The sequence below is a fragment of the Actinomadura fulvescens genome (assembly GCF_039533225.1).
GTDB classification, from domain to species: domain Bacteria; phylum Actinomycetota; class Actinomycetes; order Streptosporangiales; family Streptosporangiaceae; genus Spirillospora; species Spirillospora fulvescens.
In genome coordinates this window covers 792,102-815,544 of sequence record NZ_BAAATD010000002.1, presented here as the reverse complement: position 1 = coordinate 815,544, position 23,443 = coordinate 792,102, and the positions used below count along the sequence as shown (strand labels likewise).

Below are 23,443 nucleotides of genomic sequence, written 5' to 3'. Positions count from 1 at the left end.
ATTATGAGCGCGCAATTCAGGCGCAACTGCGCGTTCAGTAATGACAATGACGGGGTGGGGCATGACGGTCCTCAGCAGCGAGACACCGGCCGAACCCGCCCTCGGGCGCCATCCGGCACAGCGGCGCGTCCTGGCGGTGCTCACCGCCACGCAGGTGCTGGGCGGGATCGCCGTCGCCACCGGGGTCGCCATCAGCACCCTGGCCGCGGCGACCCTCTCGGGCTCGGAGACGATCGGCGGGCTGGCCCAGACGAGCGCGGTCACGGGCGCAGCCGTGCTGGCCATCCCGATGGCCCGCGCCGCCGCCCGCCACGGGCGCCGCGCCGCGCTCACCCTCGCGTACGGCGCGGGCACGCTGGGCGCGGTGATCGCCGTACTCGCCGCGGCCCTGGAGGCGTGGCCGCTGCTCCTCGCGGGCCTGTTCCTGTTCGGCGGCGGCTCGGCGGGCGGGCTCGCCGCCCGCTATGCCGCGACCGACCTCGCCCGTCCCACCCATGCCGCACGCGACCTGTCCATCGTCGTCTGGGCCACCACGATCGGCTCGGTCGCCGGTCCCAACCTCGCCCACCCCGCCGACGAACTGGGCCGCGCGATGGGCCTCTCCGAGTGGGCCGGGCCGTACGCGCTCGCCGCCGTCGCCTACGGCCTGGCGGTGCTCGGCGTCTTCGCCCTCCTCCGCCCCGACCCGCTCCAGACGGCCGGTCCGAAGACGACCGCCCGCCGGTCCAGCGGATGGCACACCCTGCGCACCACTCCGCGCGCCCGGCTCGCCGTCGCCGCGATCGTCGTGAGCCACATGGTCATGGTGTCGGTGATGACCATGACGCCGGTGCACCTGAACCACGGTCACGCGAGCCTCACGGTCGTGGGCGTCGTCATCAGCCTGCACATCGCGGGGATGTACGCCCTCGCGCCCGTCGCCGGCTGGCTCGCCGACCGCCACGGCCGCATCCCGGTCCTGCTGGCCGGCATGGCGCTGCTGGCGTCCGCCGCCGCATTGGCCACCGTCTCCGCCCCGCACCACGTCACCCGGCTGACGATCGCCCTGGTCCTGCTGGGCCTCGGCTGGTCGTTCGGCCTCGTCGCGGGCTCCGCCCTGCTCACCGAGTCCGTCACCCCGCCCGACCGCCCGGCCGTCCAGGGCATTTCCGACCTGATGATGAACGTCGGCGGGGCGTTGGGCGGCCTCGCCGCCGGGGCGATCGTGACCGTCTTCTCCTACGGCACGCTCGCCGCGATCTCGGTGCTACTGGTTCTCCCCATGACGGCCGCGCTGACCGTCGCCTGGCTCCGGCGCCCGGCCCCCTGATCCGCGGCACCGTCTCCCGGGTTGTCGGCGGGACGTGCAACGATCACGGTCGTGCCGGGGTTGTGCATAGCGAGACGTGATGAGGAGGTCCGAAGATGGAGACCGCGACGCGGACGCTGACGCTCGGCGCGATCGAGACCTCGCTGGGCCGGTTGCTGGTCGGCGCCACCGAGCAGGGTGTCGCCTACCTGTCGTTCAAGGACACTCCCGGCACCCGGGCCCGCGCGGCGAAGCGGGCCGGGCTGCCGGTCGTGGACGACCCGGGCCGCACCGCCGAGGCTCTGGCCGGGCTCGCCGACTACTTCGCCGGGAAGAGCCTGACGTTCGAGGTACCGATCGACTGGCGGCTGACGTCGGACGTGCAGCGCAGGGTCCTGACCACGCTGTACGAGCGGGTGCCGTACGGGAAGGTCGTCACCTACGGCGAGCTCGACAGGCTCAGCGGGCTCGACGTGGGAGCCCAGGCGATCGGCCAGGTCATGGGCGGCAACCCGATCCCCGTGATCGTGCCGTGCCACCGGGTGGTGGCCGCGAACGGGCTGGGCGGCTACAGCGGCGGCTCCGGCGTCGAGGTCAAGCGGTGGCTGCTGACGCTGGAGGGGTCGGTGCCCGCCACACTCGACTGGGATCCGGACCGGGGACCCGCCGCTCCGTAGGCGAGAATGGCGGGGTGCCGAAAATCAGCGAAGCCACCGTCGCCGAGCATCGTGCCCGCCAGCTCCGGACGCTGCTCGACGCGGCCCGCGCGCTCGTCGCCGAGGAGGGCATCGAGGCGCTGTCGCTGGCCGCGCTCGCACGCCGCGTGGGGTTGTCACGGCCCAGCCTGTACGAGTACTTCCGTTCCAAGGACGACCTAGTCGCGGCCATCGTCGAGGACGAGCTGCCACGCTGGGCCTCGCTGGTCGACGAGGCGCTGGCCGGCGCGCCGGGCCTGGCGGGCAAGGTCGAGGCCTACGTCCGCGTCCAGCTCGAAGTCATGGCCGACGGACGGCACGCGGCCGCCGTGGCGCTCGTGGAGCACGCCCTGGCCGAGCCCGCCGCGCCGGGAGCGGCGGGGCGCGGCCAGGGCGGTGAGGCACGGCGGATCCGGGACGGGCACGCGCAACTGCTGCGGCCGCTGGTGACCGCGCTCGACGAGGCAGGGATCCGCGGTCCGGAGCTGCGCGCCCATCTCATCCAGGGCATCGTCGACGCCGCCGCCAAGCTGTTCGCCGAACGGCCGGGCAACGCCGAGGAGGTCATCTCCACCGCGGTCGCGCAGGCCCTGCACGGCCTCGGTGGCGACAGTGGCGGCGGCGGCCGGGGCGACGGTTGGGGCGACGGCGGTCAGCCCTTGGCGGCGACCTCGTAGTCGACGCCGGTGAGGTCTTCGGAGACCTCCCACAACCGGCGGCCCACCTCGGGCTTGGACGCGAACGGTGACGTGAAGACCTTCGTGGGGGTACCCCGGTACTGGGCGAGCCGCGGGCCATAGCAGGCGCCCGGCCGCACGCCGGGCGCGGTCGCCGCGTACAGCGTCGGCAGTGCCCCGGCATCCGCCGACTGCGCCATGACCGCGTTGACCACAGCGGCGCCTCGTTCCTGCAGCTTGTTGCCCGCCATCTTGGGGCCCGTCTCCTGCAGGTTGGTGGCGGCGAAACCGGGATGCGCGGCGACGCTCAGCACGGTGGGGAAACGCCGCGCCAGCTCCTTGGCGAAGACCAGGTTGGCGAACTTGGACTGCGCGTACGCGCCCCACTTGCGATAGCGCCTCTCGCCCTGCAGGTCGTCGAAACGCAGCCGCCCGACGTAGGCGATACCGCTGGTGACGGTCACGACGCGCGGCGCGGACGCGGCGAGCAGTGCCGGGAGCAGCAGCCCGGTGAGCGCGAAGTGCCCGAGATGGTTGGTACCGAACTGCATCTCGAAGCCGTCGGCCGTCGTCCGGTGCGGAAGGGCCATCACCCCCGCGTTGTTGACGAGGAGGTCGAGCGGAGCCGCGCCGTGCGTGCCCGCGAACGTCCGTACCGACGACAGGTCGGCCAGGTCGAGCGGCGCCAGAGCGACCTCGCCCGCCGGGACCGCCGACATGATGCGGTCGTGGGCCTGCTGGCCGCGTTCCATGCTGCGGCAGGCCAGCACGACGGACGCGCCGTGCCGGGCCAGTTCGAGTGCGGTGTGAAAGCCGATACCGCTGTTGGCCCCGGTGACGACCGCCCGCCGGCCGCTCAGGTCAGGGATCTCCGCCGCCGTCCAGCCTCCCATGGGCCACCTCCGCGTCATATCTCGACTTCCCAAATTAGAGGGATTGTCGAATAGCGACAACCGCCCGACCCGGATGTGGCGAACCCCACACGAGGATCTAGGCGGGAAGGTTCTTCTCGATGGCGCCGACGACCTCGTCCGACTCCGGCTCGGTCTGCGGGGCGAAGCGCGCCGCCACGGTGCCGTCCGGCGCGATGAGGAACTTCTCGAAGTTCCAGCGGATGTCGCCGGTGTGCCCCTCGGCGTCGGGAACGTCGACGAGCCCGGCGTACAGCGGATGACGTCCCGCCCCGTTGACCTCGACCTTCTCGGTCATCGGGAACGTCACGCCGTACGTCGCGGAGCAGAACTGCGCGATCTCCTCGTGCGAGCCCGGCTCCTGCCCCATGAACTGGTTGCAGGGTACGCCGAGGACCGTGAACCCACGTTCGGCGAAACGTTCCTGCAACCGCTCCAAACCCGCGTACTGCGGGGTGAGGCCGCACTTGGACGCGACGTTGACGACCAGCACGGCCTTGCCCTCGTACTGTCCGAGGTCCGCAGAGCCACCCTGCAGACCACCGATCTCTACCTCGTAGACAGACATGGGGCCGATCTTAGACCCGCCCCCGGCCGTCGCTACGTCCCGAGGGCGCCCACGAACGCGGCGAGCTGGTTGCCTGCCTTGGCGAGCTGGTCGAAGCCGTTGTTCACCACGCTGGCGGCTTCGGTGGGTTTGCTCAGAAGGTAGAAGATGACGAAGGCGATGGCCACATAGCGGAGGTTCTTCTTCATCCGTACGCCGTCCCTGTTGTAGCGCAGCGACACACTGACCCGATTCAATTGTGCCCAGCTGCTTCAACCCGCAAAGCGCGATTTTACTGTGCCTAGGGGCAAGTGCCGGATAGCGCACGCGAAAGAGCCCCGTACCGCCCGATGGGCACGGGGCCGGCGGCCACGCTCTGTTAGGGGATGCTGTTAGGGGATGGCGCTCACGAACTGGGACAACGACTCCGCCGCGGTGCCGAGACCCCCCAGTGCACTGTTCACGAGGCTCGCGGCGCCCTCGGGCCTGGTGATGACATACCAGGCGACGAATGCGAGCGCCCCCACTTTCACCCACTTCTTGTTCATACCTGCCCACCTCCCGCTGTCGTGTGCCTACCGGGAGTGATTCCCGGTGGCGGACGAGGGGGGCCCAAGGGGTCACAAAGGAAGAGTCAGAGGGGAGGGGCTTTGCGGCCGCTTCAGGTGCGTTCGGGCATCTTCGACGCACCTTCACTTGGAAGTTTCAGGAAAACTTTACGAACCACCTGACGAACCGGCCCCTCCGTGCCGAGTCAGATAGTCGAGATAGACCGGCCGTAGCGCGTCCGCGAGTTCGCCTTCGTCGGCGTGCGTGAACTCTTCGAGCAACGACAATCCGTGCAGCATGTCGAAGCCGGCCCGCTGCTGATCTCCCATCGCCGCGGCGGCCGCGGGGATGGCGCGCAGCAGGTCCCACAGGAAGCCGACGTCGCGGCGTTCCTTGGCGAGGTCGATCGCCCTGTCGTGGAGCTCCTTCGACGACAGGTTCTCAAGTTCCGCTACATCGGGCCTCTCATCGGGCATGCACCGACTCTAGCCACAAGGGCACGCCCACGCACACGCATGCCCCGCGGGGCACACGCCTACTTGGTAATGACTTCCTTGGGCACGGGCCGGTCCTCCTTGAGCGCGGAGAACAGCCGCTTGGACTGCGTGGGGTGCCAGGTGAGGTACGAGCCCGCCGCGGCCGACGACCCGGGGGCGCCCATCGGCACCGAGGTCGTGACGCCGTCGCCGCCGGAGACGCCGCGCATGGCCCACATCATCCGGGTGAGGTCGTACAGGTGGTCGCCGTCGTCCACGATGAAGTTGCTCGTCGCGTTCATGGCGAGCGGGACGCTCCGGAACGGGTTGAGGAACACGCCCGGGCTGCCGGCCTTCTTCATCAGCGCGCCGAAGAACTGCCGCTGGTGGTCGATCCGGTCCAGGTCGGCGCGCGCGCTGGCGCGGGTGCGCACGTACCCGAGGGCGTCACCGCCGTCGAGCGTCTGGCAGCCGGGCTTGAGGTCGATGCCGGCCTTGGGGTCGCGCATGCGGCTCTTGACGCAGATGTCGACGCCCCCGATGGCGTCCACGACGCCGACGAACCCGCCGAAGCCGATCTCCGCGTAGTGGTCGATGCGGATGCCGGTCGCCTGCTCCACGGTCCTGACGAGGAGCTTCGGGCCGCCGAACGCGAACGCCGCGTTGAGCTTGTTGGAACCCTTGCCGGGGATCGGCAGGTACGAGTCGCGCGGAAGGCTGACGAGCGTCGTGCCGCCGTCGCCGTAGTGCAGCAACATCATCGAGTCGGTGCGGCGGCCCGCGGCGTTGCCGGTCGCGAAGTCCTTCTTCTGCTGCTTGGACAGGCCCTCGCGGCTGTCGGAGCCGACGACCAGCCAGTTGGTGCCGGGTGTGTCGGCGGGACGGCCCGCGTAGTCGGTCAGCACGCTCTCGCGGTTGAGCCGGGAGTCCAGGTAGAAGTAACCGCCGACGACCACCACGAGCATGATCACGACCAGAGCCGCGAGGATCTTCGGCCAGCGGCGCCTGCGGACCAGGCGCCCCCGCGGCGCGTCCCCGCCGCCGTACGCGTCGGTCCCGCGCAACTGATCACCCGCGTACGGGTCGTCCGCGTACGGGTCACGCCCGTACGGGTCGCGCCCGTACGGATCACGCCCGGGCGGCTCCTGGTCATACGGGTACTCCGCCCCGGCGGGTGCAGGTTGCCTGCTACGCGCCACGCGGTTTCCCTCCTGTCGTGTCCAGCCGTCCGGCCAGGCATCGGTCATGTCGTAAACCCTAGTCATCCCGGCATAGCGTCCGCGTCCATCTGCCGCATGATTGTCCACTGCTACAAATCACCACGCTATGTGACATGTGAAGTGAAAGTTGTCAGTCGCCGGATGCACACTGCCCATGGTGATACGTACAGGCGAGGGGCCGTGGATGACTGCGTGGCAAAGATTTTCCCTTCGGGCCGTCCTTCCTAAGAAGGAGTCAAATCGTCAGGACGTACCGGAGGACGATCAGGCGGAGCCGGTCCTCCCGGAGCTGACCGAGCATCGCTGGACCCGGCATACCGGCGAGCTGGCCGAGACCAGCATGCGGACGATGGCGCGGCGGCTGCCCTCGGTGATCGCCCAGTCGGCGCGGCTGGCCTGGCGCGCCAGCAGGGCCGACACCTCGGTGGCGGTCGGGCTCAACCTCCTCGCCGGGGTCTTCACCGCGTTCGGGCTGCTGGCGACGACCGGCGTCCTCACCGCCCTGTTCAGCTCGGGCCCCACACCCGACCGGGTCCGCGCCGCGCTGCCCTCACTGGCGCTGGTCGCTGTCGCCGCCGCGCTGCGGGCGGGGTTGCAGGCGGCCGCGGGCTGGGCGCAGGCCCGGCTGGAGCCGCAGGTCGAACGGCTCGTCGAGCTGCGGCTGTACGAGCTGACCACGGCGGTCGAGCTGGCCGCCCTGGACGACTCGGAGTTCCTCGACGACCTCCAGCGGGCGCGCAGCCGCGGCATGGCCTCGGCGCCGCGCGTGGTGACCACGGCGGTGGACGTCCTCACCGGCGCCGTCGGGGTGATCGCGGCGGCCGGGACGCTGGGCGTCCTGCATCCGCTGCTGCTGCCGCTGCTCCTGCTGACCGCGCTGCCGGAGGGCTGGGCGTCGATCCGTTCGGCCCGGATGCGGTACGTGACGGAGCTGGCCCTGGTGGGCGTCGCGCGCCGCAAGTGGATCCTGTCGGACCTCATGGCCGACCGCCGCCACGCGGCCGAGATCCGCTCGTTCACCATGCGCGGCTTCCTGCTGGAGGAGTACGACCGGGTGGCCGCGTACCAGCGCGGGGTGGAGCTGGACCTGGCGCGCCGCCAGACCATCGCGCGGGTGTTCGGGGACGTGCTGCAGGGCGTCGCGACCGCGGGCGTCTACGTCGCGCTCGGCCTCATGCTGTGGGGCGGCGCGGTGCCGCTGGCGGTCGCGGGCACCGCGGTGCTCGCCATCCGCGCCGGGCAGACCTCGCTCGCCAACCTGGTCTTCGCCGTCAACCGCTGCTACGAGGAGGGTCTCTACTTCGGCGACTACCTCAACTTCAGCACGTCGGCGGAGGAACGTGTCACCGCACGCGCCCTGCCCTCGGCCCGGGCCGATACGGAGAAGGAGACGGCTACGGGGACGGACGCCACGGCCGCCCGGCTGCCGGACGCCTTCGACAAGATCGTCGTGGAGGACGTCACGTTCACCTACCCGGGCGCCGAGACGGCCTCGCTGAGGGGCATCTCGCTTGAGCTGCACCGCGGCGAGGTGATCGCGCTGGTGGGCGAGAACGGCTCGGGCAAGACGACCCTCGCGAAGATCATCGCGGGGCTGTACGACCCCGACGGCGGCGAGGTGCGCTGGGACGAGGTGCCGCTGCGCGAGGTCGATCCGAAGCAGCTGTGGGAACGCATCGCGGTCATCGCCCAGGAGTACACGCATTGGCCGATGACCGCGCGGCAGAACATCACGATGGGCCGTACGGCCGGCGACGCCGCCGGCACCGAGACCGCGGTGCTGGCAGCGGCGCGCGCCTCCGGAGCCGACGAGGTCGTCGACGGGCTGGCGCACGGCTATGACACGCTGCTGGACCGCCGGTTCCAGGGCGGCGCGGAGCTGTCGGGCGGCCAGTGGCAGCGCCTCGCGGTCGCGCGCGGCTTCTACCGGGACGCGCCGCTGCTGATCTGCGACGAGCCGACCGCCGCGCTGGACGCGCGCGCCGAGCACCATCTCTTCGAGCGGATCCGCACCCACGCCGACGGCCGCACCGTCCTGCTGATCACCCACCGGCTGGCCAGCGTCCGGCACGCCGACCGGATCTTCGTGCTCGACCAGGGGAAGGTGACCGAGGAAGGCGACCACGACCGACTGATGGCGCTCGACGGCCTCTACGCCGAGCTCTATACGCTGCAGGCGCGGGCCTATCGCGCCGCCTGAACCGGCCTGGTCACAGGTACGGCCCGTGGCCCTCGCCTCGTTCGGGCGGCGTCGGCGCCGCGGGCAGGTCCTCCGGCCGCAGCAGCCGCACCTCGGCCGGGGTGACGGCGCCCGGGTCCTCGTCCGCGGCCGCCGCGATGCGCTGCCCCTGGCGCGAGATCGCGTCCTCCAGAACGTTGCGGACGAGCCGCGCGTTGCCGAACGAGGCGTCGCGCGGCGCGGCCGCCAGCAACCGCCGGACACCGGCCAGCACGCCGTCCGCGAGCGTGAACCCCTGCTCGGCCGACATGTACTCGAAGATGGTGATCAGCTCGTCGTCGCTGTAGTCGGGGAAGCGCAGCACCTTGGGGAACCGTGAGGCCAGGCCCGGGTTGGACTTGAGGAACAGCTCCATCTCGCCCTCGTACCCGGCGACGATCACCACCAGGTCGGACCGGTGCTCCTCCATCAGCTTGATGAGCTCGGCGACGGCCTCGTGCCCGAAGTCGCGCTGGTCGGCGCCCGCCGGGGCCAGCGAGTACGCCTCGTCCACGAAGAGCACCCCGCCGAGCGCGCTGTCGACCGCCGCCCGTACGCGCGGCGCGGTCTGGCCCACGTACTCGCCGACGAGACCGGCTCGGGTGACCTCGACCAGATGCCCCGACGACAGCAGCCCTAGCTGGGCGTAGGCCGCGGCGATGAGCCGGGCCATCGTCGTCTTCGCGGTGCCCGGGTTGCCGGTGAAGACCATGTGCCGGGTGGGCGACAGCGGCGGCTGTCCCGCCTCGCGGCGCAGCCCGTCGGTGCGGGCCTCGGCCACCAGCCTGGCGACCTCCTCCTTGACCGGCGCCAGCCCGATCAGCCGTTCGATCTCGGCGAGCGGATCACCGGCGCCGCGGCCCCGGTCGGGGGCGAGGCTGTCGGGCACGTCGACCAGCAGGATCTCGTCGAGCGACTCGTGCTCGTCGACGACGCCGTCGGCGAGCACCCGGCGGCCCTGCATCGCCACCGCCCATTCGAGCAGGTTGACCACGAGACCCGCGTTGGCGAAACCACGCTCGCGCGGCGCCGCCCGCACCAGGCCGCGGACCTTGTCGAGCACGCCGTCGGCCAGCGCGAGGCCCTCCTCGGCCGCCAGCCGCGCGAAGACCCGCACGAGCTCGTCGTCGGTGAGATCGGGGAAGCGGATGGTCTTGGGGAAGTGCGCGGCGAGGTCCTGGTTGGCCTTGAGCAGCCCGTTCAGCTCGGCCTCCGGCCCCGACAGCACGACGATGAGGTCCTCGGGATGCGCCTCCACCGCGGTGAGCAGGACCTCGACCGCCTCCCTGCCGCGCGTGGAGTCGGCCGGGTTGAACGTGTGCGCGTCGCGGACGAAGAGCACGCCGCCCAGGGCACGCTCCACGACCCGGCGCACCTTCAGCGTGCTCTCCCCCGGATAGTCGCCCACGACGTCCGCCCGGTCGACCTCGACGAGATGCCCGGAGGTGAGCAGGCCGAGTTCGGTGTAGATGCGCGCGAGGCAGCGCGCGACCGTGGCCTTGCCCGTTCCCGGGTTGCCCATGAAGACCATGTGGCGGGGCCGTACACCGGTCGGCATGCCCGCCTCGCGGCGCAGATGCGCCGCCTTGGCCTCGGCGACCAGCGCGTCGACCTCACGCTTGACCGGTTCGATGCCCGCGCAGGCGGCGAGCTCGGCGAACGGGTCGGCCGTGGCGGCGCCGTCCGCGATGAGGCGCTGCGGAAGGTCGGCCTCAGTGACCTCGACGACCGGCCCCCCGTCACCCGCTCCTTCACCAGCCACGGTCTCTCCACCAGACACGGCCTTCGCGGCGGCGGGCGTGTCGGTGAAGGCGGCGTCGGCGCGGGCCAGGGCGGCGGCGCAGGCCTGGTCGGCGAGGTGCTCGACGAGCCTTGCGCCGCGCAGGTTGAGCAGCGGGGCGGTGCGCGTGAGCAGCGTCCCGGCGGCGGCGGCCACCGGCGGCGCGGTCGTGGCGCCGCGGCGCTCGACGGCGCGGCGGAACAGCTCGCTGAAGTCGTCCGCGCCGAACTCGCGGGTCCGGGTGACCTCGAAGGCGCCGACCAGTGCCGGGTTCACCTCGAACAGCCGCCGGTCGCCGCCGGGGCGGCAGAGCGCGATGACGTCCAGCGCCGGGGACCGTGCCATCAGCCGCCGCAGTTCCTCGGCCGCGGCCGGGCCGCACCGGTCGTACCCGGCGAGTCTCTCCAGGTCGTCGACGACCAGCAGTAGGCGGCCCTCCAGGCAGTCGCGGACCCGGGCCTGCAGCCAGAGCACCGCGTCGCTCCCGCTCAGCGCGGAGAACACCTGGTCGGAGATCCAGAGCGAGTCGCGGATCGCGCCGCGCCCGGTCAGCACGCGCTCGGCGACCTCGGCGGCGGTGCCCTTGCCGGTGCCCTCCGGCCCGCTGATCAGCAGCCGCACCGGCCGCTCCCCCGCGAGCCGGGCGGCGATGGCCTCGTGCAGCGTGGCGACCAGCTCGGGCTGGCCCACGATGGAGCTCTCGGCAGCCTTCCCGGCGTCCGGTGCGGGTTCGCCGGGATCGGCCGCCGAGGTGGTGGTGGCGGTCGCGGCGGCCGCCAGGCGCCGGGTGAGCGGGTTCACGACGCGGCGGACCTTGAAGAGCCGCCGCAGGTCGAGGTTGAACGCACGGAACGGCAGCCTGCAGCGCGGCGTCGTGGCCGCCTCGGGCAGGCCCTGCACCGCGCCCGTGACGCGCATCGCCATGTCAAGCCAGGCACGGCAGGCGTCGGCCTCGCCGGCGACGAGGCCGCGCGCCAGCCAGGTGCGCAGTTCGAGCTGCCAGGGCTCCACGGCGAAGTCGGCGCGCAGCGCGCGCAACCGGTCATCGACCGAGGCGTACCGGGCCGTGCCGACCGCGGGCGCGAGCTCGGCCGGAGCCACGGTGACCTCCGCCGCCAGCAGCAATCGGGCCAGGGCGACGTCGAACGTGTCGCTCTCGCCGACGGTGCCCGCGAGCCGTTCGTGCGCGGCGGCGAGGCCCGCAGACGCCCAGGTGAGGTAGCCGACCGGCCCGGCGCACTCGGGCAGCACGGCCAGGGCCTCGGCGGACAGGCCGGAGGTCCACGACTCTTCGAGCCGGTCGAGCGGCGTGGTCAGGTCCTGTTCGCGCAGCGCGGGGTCGTTCGCCCGCCCGTCATAGAGCTCGACGAGGGCCCGCCGCCGTTCCTCGACGGGTTCGAGCCCCTCGAAGACGTCGAGCCCGGCGCGGGCGAGCGCGAACATCACCGTGCGGCGCTCCCGGTCGTCCCCGGCGGGCTCGGGGAGCCACAGCCCCGGCGGGCGCCACCGGCCGCCCTGGGAGAACCAGGCCAGCGGGTCGCGGACGGCCGGTTCCGGCGAGGCGAGGAAGCTCGACAGCAGTTCGTAGTCGACGTCGCCGCGCGAGCCGCCGCGGAGCGCGGAGGCTCCCAGCAGGAACGTCAGCAACGACCACTGCTCGGCGCCCGCCGCCGACGTGCCCGGCCCGTAGAAGTCGCTGAGCTGCCGGGACAGCACCACCGCGCGGGGATCGCGGTTGTAGTCCACGGCACGCTGCCGGAGCTCCTCGTACAGGCCGTCCGGCACCCGCCATGGTCCGTGGGCGTACACGTCCAGGACGGGCTCGTCGGTCAGCAGCAGTTCGAGGTGTTCCGGGAGACGGGGGGCGTTCACACGTGCACCCTACGGCGCAAGGCGATCAGACACATCCCCTCCGGCCCGCCGCTGGTTCGGTCAGGGGACAACGCCGAGGTCATCGGCTTGGCACCGGGGCGTGAGTCCGCGATAGTTGACCGATGAAGAGCATTTGCCGGGACACCGGCGAACGCGCGCCGACCGGGAGGAGGAATCCCCCGTGCAGCCACTGCAAGTGACCGCCGAGCCGCATGACGGGCTGACCATCGTGCGCCTGCGAGGCGAGCTGGATATCGCCAACGCCGACGACCTGCGCCAGGCGTTGAGCTCCGCGCGCCGCGAACACGGCGACATCGTGATCCTCGATCTGACGGGCCTGGAGTTCATGGACTCGCACGGCTTGTCCGTCATCATCGGGTGCTACAAGGCGGCGACCGCCGCGGGCGGCGGGGTGAGCCTCGCCGCGCCCCGGTCGATCGTGCGCCGGACGCTGGAGGTCACCGGTCTCACCGGCAGGCTGACCGTGTTCGACAGCCTGGAGGAGGCCGTCGCCGTACGCCTCGCCGAACGCGCCGCCGGCGACGAACCGGCCACCGCGCCGGCGAACGTCCAGACCGCGTCAACGGCCGCCGAATCCACCTGACCGCGGCCGTCACCGATCCGATACGGCACCCCCGGCGCCCGCGGGCCCCGGGGGTGCCGTGATCCGGTTCACGCCTGCTGCAGCGGCGAGGGCGTCGGGCGCTTGGGGCCGCGCCCGTCCCCGGAGGAACGGCCGGTCGCCCGGCGTCCGATCCAGGGCAGCAGATAGGTCCTGGCCCAGTAGATGTCCTCGCGGCGCATCGTCAGCCAGTCGGCCGCCGTCTCGGGCACCGGCCAGGGTTCGCGCCAGTCGCCCGGCACCGGCAGGCCGAGCGCCTCGGCGACCCGGAGCGCCATCCGGCGGTGGCCCTCGGGCGACAGGTGCAGGCGGTCCTCGTACCAGGCCCTGGGGTCGTTGAAGACGCTCATCATCGGCCACAGGTCGACGACCACGCAGTCGCGCCGGTCGGCGATCGCGCGCAGGTGCATGTTGTAGATCGCGGCCTTGCCGCGGATGCGGCCGCCTGAGCGGAGCCCGCGCGGGTCGAACCCGGTGAAGACCAGGACGCGCGCGCCCGTCGCGCGGAGCCGCCGCACCGCGCCGTCGAACTCCACCGCCAGCGCGTCCGGGTCGGCGCCCGGACGGATCATGTCGTTGCCGCCCGCGCAGAACGTCACGAGGTCGGGCCGCAGGTCGATGGCCCGCGGTACCTGCTCTTCGACGATCTGGCGCAGCAGCTTGCCGCGGATCGCCAGGTTGGCATAGCGCAGGCCGGGATTGTGCCCGGCCAGTTGCTCCGCGAGGCGGTCGGCCCAGCCGCGGAACCGGTCGGGCCCGGCGGCGGGGTCCGGATCGTTCAAACCTTCGGTAAAGCTGTCCCCGATGGCGACGAAGGTTCCGATCTGCCGCTGATCTCCCATCGCATCCCCACGAACGGTCTCAATTTCGCTCACGTGGATTAATCATGCATCTTGCACACATCCTTACGCGACCGTAATAAACGGGCCGGGCCGCCACGACGGCGGCCCGGCCCGTGAAGCACCGGGGAACGGACTACGCCATGCCCTGGGAACCTCGATGCCAGGCGAGCACACGGCGTTCGACCAGCACGAACAGCGCGTTCAGTACCAGTCCGAGCACGCCGAGCAGGACGATCCCCGCCCACATCTGCGGGACGTCGAAGTCGCGCTGCGCACGCAGCAGCTGGTATCCGATGCCGTTGGTGCTGCCGACCAGCTCCGAGAGCACCATGAGGATCAGCGACAGCGACAGGCTGAGGCGCAGCCCCGCGAAGATCTTCGGCGCGGCGGCGGGCAGGATCACGTAGCGCAGCACCATCCACCGCGACATCCCGAACACCAGGGCGGTGTCGAGCTTGACCCGGTCGGCGCTGCGCGCCCCGTCGATCGAGTTGAGCAGCACCGGCCAGATCACCCCGAAGATGATCGTAGCCAGCTGCATCTGGGTGCCGATCTTGAAGACCGAGATGAAGAACGGCACCAGCGCGGGCGGCGGCATCGCGCGGCCGAACTGCAGCAGCGGGTCGAGGTAGTCCGACACCCGCTGCGACCGGCCGAGCGCCACGCCGAGGATGATGCCGAGCACGCCGGCGACCACCCAGCCGGTGAACATGCGGCCGAGGCTGGCGAACCAGTTGCTGGTGGCCTCCTCGTTCATCCACAGGTGGCTCGCCGGTCCGGTGAACCACGCCGCCCGCATCCGCTCCCAGATCACCAGGGGCTCGGGGAAGAACGGCTCCTGCTTGGCGGCGGTGACCTTCTGCCACACGACCACGGTGACGACGGGCAGCCAGACGACCGAGAGCACCCGTACCACCCAGGACAACAGTGTGCGCGGCTTCACAGCGCCGCCTCCGTCCTGACCGTGTGCCAGCGGAACATCGTGCGTTCGAGCTGGATCAGCGCCTGGTTGACCACGAGCCCGATGGCTCCCGCCCACACGGCCGCCGCCAGCACCTCGTCGAGGGTGTCGATGCCGCTGGACTGCCTGAGGATGAACACGCCGATGCCGTGCGATCCGCCGGCCAGCAGCTCGGCGCTGACGGCCAGGATGAGCCCGACCGACGCCGCCAGCCGTACGCCGGTGGCGATGAACGGGGTGGCGCTGGGCAGCGCGACCCGGCGCAGGACCGCGAGCCGCCCGAAGCCGTAGCTGCGCAGCGTCTCCTTGGCGAGCGGGTCGACCTCCTGCATGCCGTACATCGTGTTGATCAGTACGGGCCACAGGGAGGCGTACACGATGACCGTCGTCTTCATGCCGAGGTCGGACTGGGCGATGACGATCGCCAGCGGCACGAGCGCCACCGACGGGATCGGCCGCAGGAACTCCACGATGCCCTTGGCCGCGCGGTTGACCGCCGGGAGGGAGCCGAGCAGCACCCCGAGCGGCACGCCGACCGCGACCGTGATGACCATGCCGAACGCCCACACGTAGAGGGTCGCCCAGACGTCGCGCAGGAACTCCGAGTCCGCGGTGAGCAGCACCGCCTGCCGCACGACCGCCGACATCGGCGGCAGCACGCTGGACTTGATGATTTCGAGCCGCGTGGCGGCCTCGGCGAGCGCGAGGAACACGAGCACGCCGAGACCGCCACGGATCAAACGTTGTCTCATCGGGTCAGAGCATCGTCTTGATGTCGAACTTCTTGTCGAGGAAGCCGTACTGGAACATCAGGTCGGCCACCCGCTGCAACCGCGTCTCGCTGGTCGAGGTGACGAACGGCCCGATCACGATGGACGAGGCCGTGCTCTTGTCGATCTTGGCGTAGCTCGGCAGGATGTTGACGACCGCGTTCCGGTCGGTCGCGGCCAGCTGCTGCGCCTTGGCGATGGCCCGCTTGAACGCCGCCACCGTGTTCGGGTTCTTGCGTACGAAGGCGTCGGTCGCGACGTAGCCGTCCAGCGGCAGTTCCTTGGTGGCGCCGGTCAGCGAGTCGAGCACCGGGCGGGCGCCGAGCTTCTTCTGCGCGTCGGTGAGGAACGGCTCGGCCACCCAGATGGCGTCGACCGACTTCTTCTCCAGGGCCTGCACCATTGACGGGAAGGGCATCTCGGTGAACTTGACGTTGTCCTTCTTGACGTCGACGCCGGCGGTCGCGAGCGCCGAGGTGACGGTCAGCTCGCCGAGGTTCCGCAGGGTGTTGAGCGCGATCGTCTTGCCCTTGAGGTCGGCGGGCGAGTGGATAGGCGAGTCCTTGGCCACCAGGACCGGCAGTTCCTTCTCCACGCCGAGGTCGATCTCGGCGAGGATGCGCATCTTCTGGCCCTTGGCGGTGGCGGAGATCGCGCTCATGTGGTTGCTGACCATCATGTCGATCTGGCCGCCGAGGAGCTTCGGCAGCGCGGCGGCGCCACCGGGGAAGACCTCGGTCTTGACGGTGAGGCCCTCGGCCTTGAAGAAGCCCTTCTGCTCAGCCAGGTAAACGGGCGCCGCGTACGGAATGGGCAGCGTGCCCATGTTGATGGTGCTCTTTTCGAGCCCGCCGTCCTCGCCGGGGTCATCGGAATCGCCACATCCTGCGAACAGACCGGCGGCGAGGATGCCCACCAGGCCGACGCTCGCGGCACGCCGGAGTCGACCGAACTTCATTGTTACTCCTTCGAAACGAGCCACCGGCCGCTCCAGTCATCTGCGGGGGAAGACGGATGGTGAGCGGGCGGCCGAATCGCTACACGGGGGGTTCTACCAGCGATGGCCGTTGGCCAGCGCGATGAGACTAGCGCACGATGATCAACTTGTGTTCGAAATCAACCCGATGACCGATAGGGCATCACCGCACACCTCTCTCGCCTTTGAGTGGTAGTTCGTCCTTTTCGGGTCAGCGCTTCCTGACCATCGGAAGGACTTCGGAAGCCATGCGTTCGGCCGTCTCGGCGAGCAGTTCCGGATCGGCGTCACGGGAATGGCCGGCGATGATGAGCCGGTCCAGCCCGACGTCGAAGAGCTCGCGCAGCCGTTCCACGCAGTACGAGCTCGGGCCGACGACGGCGAACCGGTCCACGAACGCGTCGTCGATCGCCGCCGCGTGCTCGGCGTCCCGCATGGCGTGGCGGCGCACCGAGTAGTCGCGTGCCAGCGCGGTCAGCGCCGAGCGTTCCGACGCGGTGGTGGACGCCTGCGAACCGGCGTCCGACATGCCGCCGAACCGGACCAGCGTGCTGAAACTGCCCCGCACCACCTCGCGGGCGACGCTCCGGTCGGGATGCGCCACCGCGTTGACGTAGGCGCCGAAGGACAGCCCGGCTGGATCGAGCCCGGCCTCCTCGCGCGCCCGGCGGGCCGTCTCGATCGCCCAGCGCAGCCGGGCCGGGTCGGCGCCGACCGTGACCGCGATCCGGTCGGCGGTACGGGCGGCGGCCGCGAGCACCTTGGGGCCGGTCGCGGCGACCTCGACCGGGACCTTCGGCAGCTCGGCGCCGGGCAGCCATTCCAGGCGGCTCGGGAACCCGGAACGGTCGACGGTCTCACCGCGCAGGTAGGTCTGCACGTCGCGCAGGTAGTCCTCGAACTCCGCGACCGGCGCGGGCTTCTTCCCGAGGTAGGCGACCGCGGAGTCGCCGCGGCCGATGCCCAGGACCGCCCGGCCGCCGGAGAACTGCTGCACGGTGGCGATCCCGCACGCGGTGACGGCCGGGTCGCGGGTCACGCTGTTGGTGACGCCGGGCGCCAGCATGATGCGCCCGGTGGCGGCCGCGGCCGCGGTCAGCGTCGCGTACACGTCACCGGTGAGGTTCTGGCTGTCGGCGATGAGGACGCCGTCCCAGCCCTGCCGCTCGGCCGCCGCGGCCACCTCGGGACCGCGACCGGCCGGCGGGAAGGTCAGCGTCCAGACCTCGCGGGGCGCCTCGCCCGTGCCGGTCGTCATGGCCCGCCCGGCCCGGCGGACGCCATGTGCACCGACATGGCGTGCTGGACGAGGGTGATGAGCACCTGCTTGGTGGACTCCCGGCTGCGCGCGTCGCACTGGACGATGGGGACGTGCGCGCTGATCGACAGCGCCTCGCGGATGTCCTCGACGCCGTACTGGAACTCGCCGTGGAACCCGTTGACGCCGACCACGAACGGCAGCCCGAGCTCCTCGAAGTAGTCCACCGCGGCGAAGCAGTCGGCCAGGCGCCTGGTGTCGACCAGCACGACGGCGCCGATGGCGCCCTTGACCAGGTCGTCCCACATGAACCAGAACCGGTGCTGGCCGGGCGTGCCGAACAGGTAGAGGATCAGCTCGCTGTCCAGTGACACACGGCCGAAGTCCATCGCGACGGTGGTGGTGGTCTTGTCGGGTACCGCCGAGAGGTCGTCGACGTCCGCGCTGGCGGCGGTCATGACCGCCTCGGTGGTCAGCGGCATGATCTCCGAGACCGAGCCGACGAACGTCGTCTTGCCGACGCCGAAGCCGCCGCCCACGACGATCTTGACCGAGACCAGGTCGGTCTCGGGACCGCCCGGGCCGCCGGGTCCACCGGGACCACCAAGGCCACCGGGACCGCCAAGGCCACCGGGACCGCGCGGGCCGACCGGACCGCCGGGGCCACCAGGGCCACCAGGGCCACCGGGACCGGCGGGGCCGCCGGGACCGACCGGGCGGCCACCCGGACCACCCGGATCACCGGGACCGAGCGGGCCGCCCGGACCACCCGGGCCGCCCCGGCGGGCCGGCGGCGGCCCACCGGCCGGTCCCCGATCAGAGCTTGCGAAGTCCACTGAGCACCCTTTCCAGCAGGCGGAGGTCCGGCTGCGTCCCGGCGGGGCGCGACTGGTGCAGCCGCAGAAGTCCTTCGAGGGCCATGTCGGCCACCAGCACGCGGGCCACGCCGAGGGGGAGCCTCAGCAGCGCCGAGACCTCGGCCACCGAACGCGCCGACCGGCACAGGTCCATGATCGCCCGGTACTCGGGCGTCAGCATGGAGACGTCGCGCGGCGGGTAGGGCGCCGCGGTGACCAGCGCCTCGATCGCCAGGTCGTACCGCGGCTTGACCCGCCCGCCGGTGACCGCGTACGGGCGCACCAGCGAGCTGGAGTCCGGCTGGTCCTGAGACGGCCGTCCCCGCGCTGGGTCCTCCCACCGCGGGGGGCCGCCGGGGCCAGCACCGTAGTATCCGCCTCGATCCATCACGCCGACCTTCCGCCAGAGTTGATCAAGGTCAGTAACGGGCCGGGCCGGCGCCCATCTCGGGCACCTGGGGCGCCTGATGGGGCGGCTGATCGCCGGCGCTGCGCAGCGCCGGGGTCAGCGCCCGGCCGACCCGCTCCACCAGCAGCGTCATCTCGTACGCGACCAGGCCGAGGTCGCAGTCCGGCGCCGCCAGCACCGCGAACACCGAGCCGTTGGTGATGGACATGACGAACAGCAGTCCGCGGTCCATCTCGACGACGGTCTGGCTCACGCCGCCCGCGTCGAAGATCTTCGCCGCCCCCTGGGTGAGGCTCATCAGCCCGGAGGCGATGGCCGACAGCTGATCGGCCCGCTCCGGCGGGAAGCCGGCCGAGTAGGCCATCGGCAGCCCGTCCGAGGAGACCACGACGGCGTGGGCGACCTTCGGGACCCGGTCCGCGAAATTCGTCACCAACCAGCTGAGATCCTGCCCGCTCACCGGGTGCCTCCTGTCTCTCCGCCGCCCTGCGACGGACTTTCACCTGTGCTCTCGCCCGGCTCGCCGAACTGCGTTCGCGTGCGCCCTCGGTGGACGCCGCGCTGCAGGCTGGCGAAACGATTCCGGACGACGTCGGCCGACTGGCTCGGCCGCGGCGCCGGCGGCTGTTCCGCCGGACCGGTCTCGGCCGTGGCCCCGGCTCCGGGCGACGCGACCGCGCCGGGGACCCGGTTCTTGCCGGGCACCCGCTTGGGCAGCCCGGCGGAGGTCGTCTTGCCCGCCACGGGTTCGCGCACCGCCTCGGCGGCCTGGAAGCCCGCGTCCGCGGGCGACTCCCAGCCCTTCACCGGATCCTTGCCTCCCCCACCCTCGGACCTGCGCTGGAACCACTCCGACTGCATGGCGTCGAAGATCGGTGACCGCTCCGGGGTGCGTCGCGCCGGCTCGGGCCGCGCGACCGGTTCGGGAGCGGGCGGCTCAAGGACCGGCTCCTCAAGCGTGAACGGCACGGACCTCGGGGATCCGCCCTGTCCGGGCACGTGCGGCGCCGGGTCGCTCCAGGCGGCGCCGGACCCGTGGCCGGACCCCGGGCCGTGACCGGATCCCAGGCCGTGACCGGCCCCTGGGCCGGGTTCGCCGCGGCCGGGTTCGCCGCCGGATCCGCCGAAGCTCTGGACGGCGGGCTGCGGGCCGGTCTCCCACGAGACCTGCCGCTGATTGGGCTCGGGCCGGGCCTGCGGTTCCGGTATGCGCGGCTGCGCCTCCGGCACGGCGGGCAGCGGCCCCGTCTGGTTCGGGGGCTCGCCGCGTCCGGGCAGTTGCGCGCCCGGCTGCCGTACGGGCAGCGGTCCCGTGCGCAGGTCGGCCGACTCCATGGGCGACACGATCTGCTGCGGGCCTGTGCCCTGGATGCGCGGCAGCGGGCCGGTGTTCGAAACGCGTGGCTGCGAGCCGGTGTCCTGGTAGGAGGGGCGCGGGCCGGTGTCCTGGTACGTCGGGCGGGGCCCGGTGTCCTGGTACGACGGCGGCCCGGTGTCCTGGTACGTGGGGCGCGGGCCGGAGTCCTGGTACGTCGGGCGGGGCCCGGTGTCCTGGTACGACGGCGGCCCGGCGTCCTGGTACGACGGCCGTGGCCCGGAGTCCTGCAAGGACGGCATGGCGCCGCTGTCGTGAAGCGAGGGCACGGGCCCGGTGTCGCGGAAGCCGGGCAACGGTGCGCCGCGTTCGTCCGAGCCGGTCTGCTGGAAGGCGCCGGCCGAGCCGACCGACGGCGCGGACAGCGCCATCGGGGCGGGCGAGCCGGCGGACAGCGCCGGTGCCTGCCCGTCGAGCTCCCGGCCGCCGAAGTTGCGCGTGCCCACCCCGCCCGACTCGCCGCCGCTGACGACCGCTTCGGGGAGCACGACGAACGCGGTGAGGCCGCCGCCCTGCGCGGCGCGCAGCTCGACCCGGATGCCGTGCCGGACGGCCAGGCGGCCGACCACGAACAGGCCCATGCGGCGCGCCGCGGAGAAGTCGATGACCGGTGGGTTGGCGAGCCGCCAGTTGGCCTGCTCCAGCTCCTCGACCGACATGCCCACGCCGTTGTCGGTGATCTGCAGCATCGCGCCGCCGCCGCTCAGCAGCTGCCCCGACACCGTGACCTTGGTGCTCTCCGGGGAGAACACCGTGGCGTTCTCCACGAGCTCGGCCAGCAGGTGCACCAGGTCGTTCACCATGGGCCCGGCGACCGTCATCTCGCCCTGGACGCGCAGGGCGACGCGCTCGTACTGCTCGACCTCCGACAGCGAGGCCCGCACCACGTCGATGAGGGGCACCGGCCTGTTCCACCGGCGCGCCTGCTCCTGGCCGCCGAGGACCAGCAGGTTCTCACAGTTGCGGCGCATGCGGGTGGCCAGGTGGTCGAGCCGGAACAGGTTCGCCAGCTGCTCCTCGTCGCGCTCGCTCTGCTCCAGCTCCTCGATCAGCCGCAGCTGGCGTTCGATGAGGGACTGGCTGCGCCGCGAGAGGTTGACGAACATCGCATTGATGTTGCCGCGCAGGACCGCTTCGTCGGCGGCCAGCCGGACCGCCTCGCGGTGGACCTCGTCGAAGGCCCGGGCGACCTGGCCGATCTCGTCGGTGGAGGCGATGTCGATCGGGTCGACCTCGATGCCGCCGGCGGCGGCCTCCGGATCCCGGAGCCGGTCCACCAGTCCCGGCAGCCGGGTGCCGGCCACCTCCAGCGCGCCGTCGCGCAGCCGGTACAGCGGACGCACCAGCGAACGGGCGACGATGATGGTTCCGACGAGGACGATCGCGATGACCAGGAACAGGATCACGCCGTCGCGGATGGCGGCGGTGACGGCCTCCTCGCGCAGGGCGACGGTGCGCGCGGTGAGCGACCGTGCCAGCGAGGTCTCCACCGTGCGCGTCCGGTCCATCTTGGCCGTCATGTCGCGGCCCCAGCGGCGCGCGTCGTCGACGTCGAGCGGCCGTACCCGGAGCTCGGCCGAGCCGCGCGCCAGCGTCAGCGTCTGCAGCCGGGTGTGCTCGGCCCGGTCGATCTCGGGGCCGGTCACGGTGTCCTCGTAGAGCTGGCGCTGCGCGCCGGTCGCCGTCGAACGGAAGGTGGCGACCCGGCTCTCGTACTCGGCGGTGGTGGATTCGAGCGCCTTCAGGTCGGCCAGCTCGAACCGGCCCACCCACAGGCCCGCGGCGACCAGCGCGCGTTCCTGCGACGCCGCGTCCTTGGCCCTGCTCAGTGCCGAGAGCGCCAGCGCGTTCTGGGCGAGGTCGGGCTTCGGCGCGCCCTGCGCGAGCTGGATGTGGAAGTCGTTGACGTCGGTGATGACCCCGGAGTACTTGTCCACGACCGCGCTGGCCGGCAGCTGGTCGGCCAGCTTGCGGAGGGCGGGGAGCACGTCGATGCGCGTGAGGACGGTGCGGACGGTCAGGTCGAGGCCGGGCGAGCCGCCGGTGTCCACCTGGCGGGCCGCTCCGCGCACGCGGCCGGCGGCCTCGTCGACCGCGGCCTCTTTGGTGCGGAGCACCTCGGCGCTGACCCCGCTGTAGCGGCCGCCCGCGATCCGGTCGATCCGGATGTCGCGTTCGCCTTCGAGCTCGTGGGAGAACGCGGCCAGCCGCTCGCCGAGCGTGGCCAGCCGCTCCAGCCGCCGGTAGTCCGAGGCGTCGTCCAGCGAGACCGACACGCGGTAACCCGCCAGCAGGGCGGCGACGAAGGTCGGCACCGCGATGAGCGCGAACAGCCGGACCGGCACCCGCCAGTTGCGGAGCCGGAACCGGCCCAGCCCGCGCCGGCCCCCGTCGGCTGCGGGCGCGGCGGCCAAGGGAAGCTCGCGCGCGGACGCGGGGGGAGCTTCCCGACTCTCATCGCCCGATTGCATACGCACTTGGCGTTGACACCCTCTCACTCACAGTGCCGTTTTCCGGCGGTCGAGGGCTGCGCGATCGATATGCACGACATGCCCGCTGTTCCTTCACTGCGCCCGACATTGGAGCACATTAGAAGACACGCCGCAAAGGTGTCAGCGATCTTCGCAGATCCACACAGAACGGGAATACTTTCATCCCTGTTTGTCCGCTTTGCACCGTTTGGGCATGCAACTCTCCACAGTGATCGCCCAGCCAGTGCCACGCCAGGTAATGCGACTGCGACGTACCGCATTCCCCGTTGCGAAAATGTTGCCGACCATCGCCGAAGACCGTCATCCGACTGGTATTGGACTGCAATCTGATTACCGTTGGGCCGGAGATTCGGGCACCGGCCGGGCGGCGGGACGGACCACAGGACCGGTCACGCAGCCGGGCGCGGGCCGCCGATCGGCCGGTCCCGGCCCGCCTCCGCGCACGTCAGCGGCGGCGCCAACACCCCGCCGGCTTCCCTACTGATGAGTATTCCCGTATCATGATCATTCGCACGGAAGCTCCCGTTACGGCCGGTCCGAGCGGAACGATCCCGCACTACGGTATTGTCCCGCTGCCGCGACCCTCCGGACACGCCCAGCCGCCGCCCCCAGGGCGTCACGGTCGGCTTGGCCTCCGCGACCGCATTT

At 71.7% G+C, this 23,443-nt stretch carries 21 protein-coding genes; 5 read left to right on the top strand and 16 right to left on the bottom strand.

Features of this window, described 5'->3' with window-relative positions; genetic code table 11:
- The first annotated feature begins 61 nt into the window (after window positions 1-61).
- The 3 genes from ABD333_RS10590 to ABD333_RS10580 all read left to right on the top strand — a co-directional run bounded on the left by ABD333_RS10590 (window position 62) and on the right by ABD333_RS10580 (window position 2,660).
- Window positions 62-1,309 (top strand): MFS transporter, encoded by a 1,248-nt coding sequence (locus ABD333_RS10590; protein ID WP_344540086.1) that lies wholly within the window; start codon window positions 62-64, stop codon window positions 1,307-1,309.
- A gap of 95 nt (window positions 1,310-1,404) precedes the next feature.
- Window positions 1,405-1,965, top strand: a complete 561-nt coding sequence (locus tag ABD333_RS10585; RefSeq protein ID WP_344540084.1) for a methylated-DNA--[protein]-cysteine S-methyltransferase — start codon at window positions 1,405-1,407, stop codon at window positions 1,963-1,965.
- Between the two features lie 14 nt (window positions 1,966-1,979).
- Window positions 1,980-2,660 carry a TetR/AcrR family transcriptional regulator gene (locus tag ABD333_RS10580; RefSeq protein WP_344540082.1) on the top strand — a complete coding sequence of 227 codons (681 nt, stop codon included), beginning with the start codon at window positions 1,980-1,982 and terminating at the stop codon, window positions 2,658-2,660.
- Here ABD333_RS10580 and ABD333_RS10575 read toward each other — a convergent pair.
- From ABD333_RS10575 to ABD333_RS10550, 6 genes are all read right to left on the bottom strand, one after another.
- Window positions 2,636-3,553, bottom strand: a complete 918-nt coding sequence (locus tag ABD333_RS10575) for an oxidoreductase (protein ID WP_344540080.1) — start codon at window positions 3,551-3,553, stop codon at window positions 2,636-2,638. The genes ABD333_RS10580 and ABD333_RS10575 overlap by 25 nt on opposite strands.
- A 97-nt stretch (window positions 3,554-3,650) precedes the next feature.
- The gene (locus tag ABD333_RS10570) at window positions 3,651-4,139 is read right to left on the bottom strand and encodes a glutathione peroxidase (RefSeq protein ID WP_344540078.1); all 489 of its coding nucleotides are present in this window, start codon (window positions 4,137-4,139) and stop codon (window positions 3,651-3,653) included.
- Between the two features lie 32 nt (window positions 4,140-4,171).
- Window positions 4,172-4,375, bottom strand: coding sequence for a hypothetical protein (locus ABD333_RS10565; protein ID WP_344540076.1), 204 nt, complete (start codon window positions 4,373-4,375; stop codon window positions 4,172-4,174).
- A 135-nt stretch (window positions 4,376-4,510) separates the two neighbouring features.
- Window positions 4,511-4,666, bottom strand: a complete 156-nt coding sequence (locus ABD333_RS10560; RefSeq protein ID WP_344540075.1) for a hypothetical protein — start codon at window positions 4,664-4,666, stop codon at window positions 4,511-4,513.
- Between the two features lie 168 nt (window positions 4,667-4,834).
- Window positions 4,835-5,143 carry a hypothetical protein gene (locus ABD333_RS10555; RefSeq protein WP_344540073.1) on the bottom strand — a complete coding sequence of 103 codons (309 nt, stop codon included), beginning with the start codon at window positions 5,141-5,143 and terminating at the stop codon, window positions 4,835-4,837.
- 59 nt (window positions 5,144-5,202) lie between these two features.
- A complete protein-coding gene (locus ABD333_RS10550; protein WP_344540071.1) occupies window positions 5,203-6,390 on the bottom strand; it encodes an LCP family protein in 1,188 nt (395 codons plus the stop codon).
- 157 nt (window positions 6,391-6,547) lie between these two features.
- Between ABD333_RS10550 and ABD333_RS10545 the strand changes: the two genes are divergently transcribed.
- Window positions 6,548-8,563, top strand: a complete 2,016-nt coding sequence (locus ABD333_RS10545) for an ABC transporter ATP-binding protein (RefSeq protein WP_344540069.1) — start codon at window positions 6,548-6,550, stop codon at window positions 8,561-8,563.
- A 10-nt stretch (window positions 8,564-8,573) separates the two neighbouring features.
- Here the strand turns inward: ABD333_RS10545 and ABD333_RS10540 are convergent, their stop codons facing one another.
- Window positions 8,574-12,233, bottom strand: a complete 3,660-nt coding sequence (locus ABD333_RS10540) for an AAA family ATPase (RefSeq protein ID WP_344540067.1) — start codon at window positions 12,231-12,233, stop codon at window positions 8,574-8,576.
- Window positions 12,234-12,414: 181 nt separating this feature from the next.
- On the opposite strand from ABD333_RS10540, the gene ABD333_RS10535 reads away from it, so the two are divergent.
- On the top strand, window positions 12,415-12,837 hold the full coding sequence (locus tag ABD333_RS10535) for an STAS domain-containing protein (protein ID WP_344540065.1): 423 nt from the start codon (window positions 12,415-12,417) through the stop codon (window positions 12,835-12,837).
- A gap of 68 nt (window positions 12,838-12,905) precedes the next feature.
- Here ABD333_RS10535 and ABD333_RS10530 read toward each other — a convergent pair whose 3' ends face one another.
- From ABD333_RS10530 to ABD333_RS10490, 9 genes are all read right to left on the bottom strand, one after another.
- Window positions 12,906-13,697, bottom strand: coding sequence for an SGNH/GDSL hydrolase family protein (locus ABD333_RS10530; RefSeq protein WP_344540466.1), 792 nt, complete (start codon window positions 13,695-13,697; stop codon window positions 12,906-12,908).
- Window positions 13,698-13,830: 133 nt separating this feature from the next.
- On the bottom strand, window positions 13,831-14,640 hold the full coding sequence (locus ABD333_RS10525; protein ID WP_344540063.1) for an ABC transporter permease: 810 nt from the start codon (window positions 14,638-14,640) through the stop codon (window positions 13,831-13,833).
- Complete coding sequence (locus ABD333_RS10520; protein ID WP_344540061.1) at window positions 14,637-15,410, bottom strand: ABC transporter permease; 774 nt, start codon at window positions 15,408-15,410, stop codon at window positions 14,637-14,639. The genes ABD333_RS10525 and ABD333_RS10520 overlap by 4 nt, the downstream gene beginning before the upstream one ends.
- A gap of 4 nt (window positions 15,411-15,414) precedes the next feature.
- Complete coding sequence (locus ABD333_RS10515; protein ID WP_344540059.1) at window positions 15,415-16,386, bottom strand: ABC transporter substrate-binding protein; 972 nt, start codon at window positions 16,384-16,386, stop codon at window positions 15,415-15,417.
- 229 nt (window positions 16,387-16,615) lie between these two features.
- Window positions 16,616-17,662: an LLM class flavin-dependent oxidoreductase gene (locus ABD333_RS10510; protein ID WP_344540057.1), complete on the bottom strand. Its 1,047-nt coding sequence runs from the start codon at window positions 17,660-17,662 to the stop codon at window positions 16,616-16,618.
- Complete coding sequence (locus ABD333_RS10505) at window positions 17,659-18,222, bottom strand: GTP-binding protein (RefSeq protein ID WP_344540465.1); 564 nt, start codon at window positions 18,220-18,222, stop codon at window positions 17,659-17,661. The genes ABD333_RS10510 and ABD333_RS10505 overlap by 4 nt, the downstream gene beginning before the upstream one ends.
- A 256-nt stretch (window positions 18,223-18,478) precedes the next feature.
- Complete coding sequence (locus tag ABD333_RS10500) at window positions 18,479-18,907, bottom strand: DUF742 domain-containing protein (RefSeq protein WP_344540055.1); 429 nt, start codon at window positions 18,905-18,907, stop codon at window positions 18,479-18,481.
- A 31-nt stretch (window positions 18,908-18,938) separates the two neighbouring features.
- Window positions 18,939-19,388, bottom strand: a complete 450-nt coding sequence (locus ABD333_RS10495) for a roadblock/LC7 domain-containing protein (protein WP_344540054.1) — start codon at window positions 19,386-19,388, stop codon at window positions 18,939-18,941.
- Window positions 19,385-22,717, bottom strand: coding sequence for a sensor histidine kinase (locus ABD333_RS10490; RefSeq protein WP_344540052.1), 3,333 nt, complete (start codon window positions 22,715-22,717; stop codon window positions 19,385-19,387). The genes ABD333_RS10495 and ABD333_RS10490 overlap by 4 nt, the downstream gene beginning before the upstream one ends.
- Window positions 22,718-23,443 lie beyond the last annotated feature (726 nt).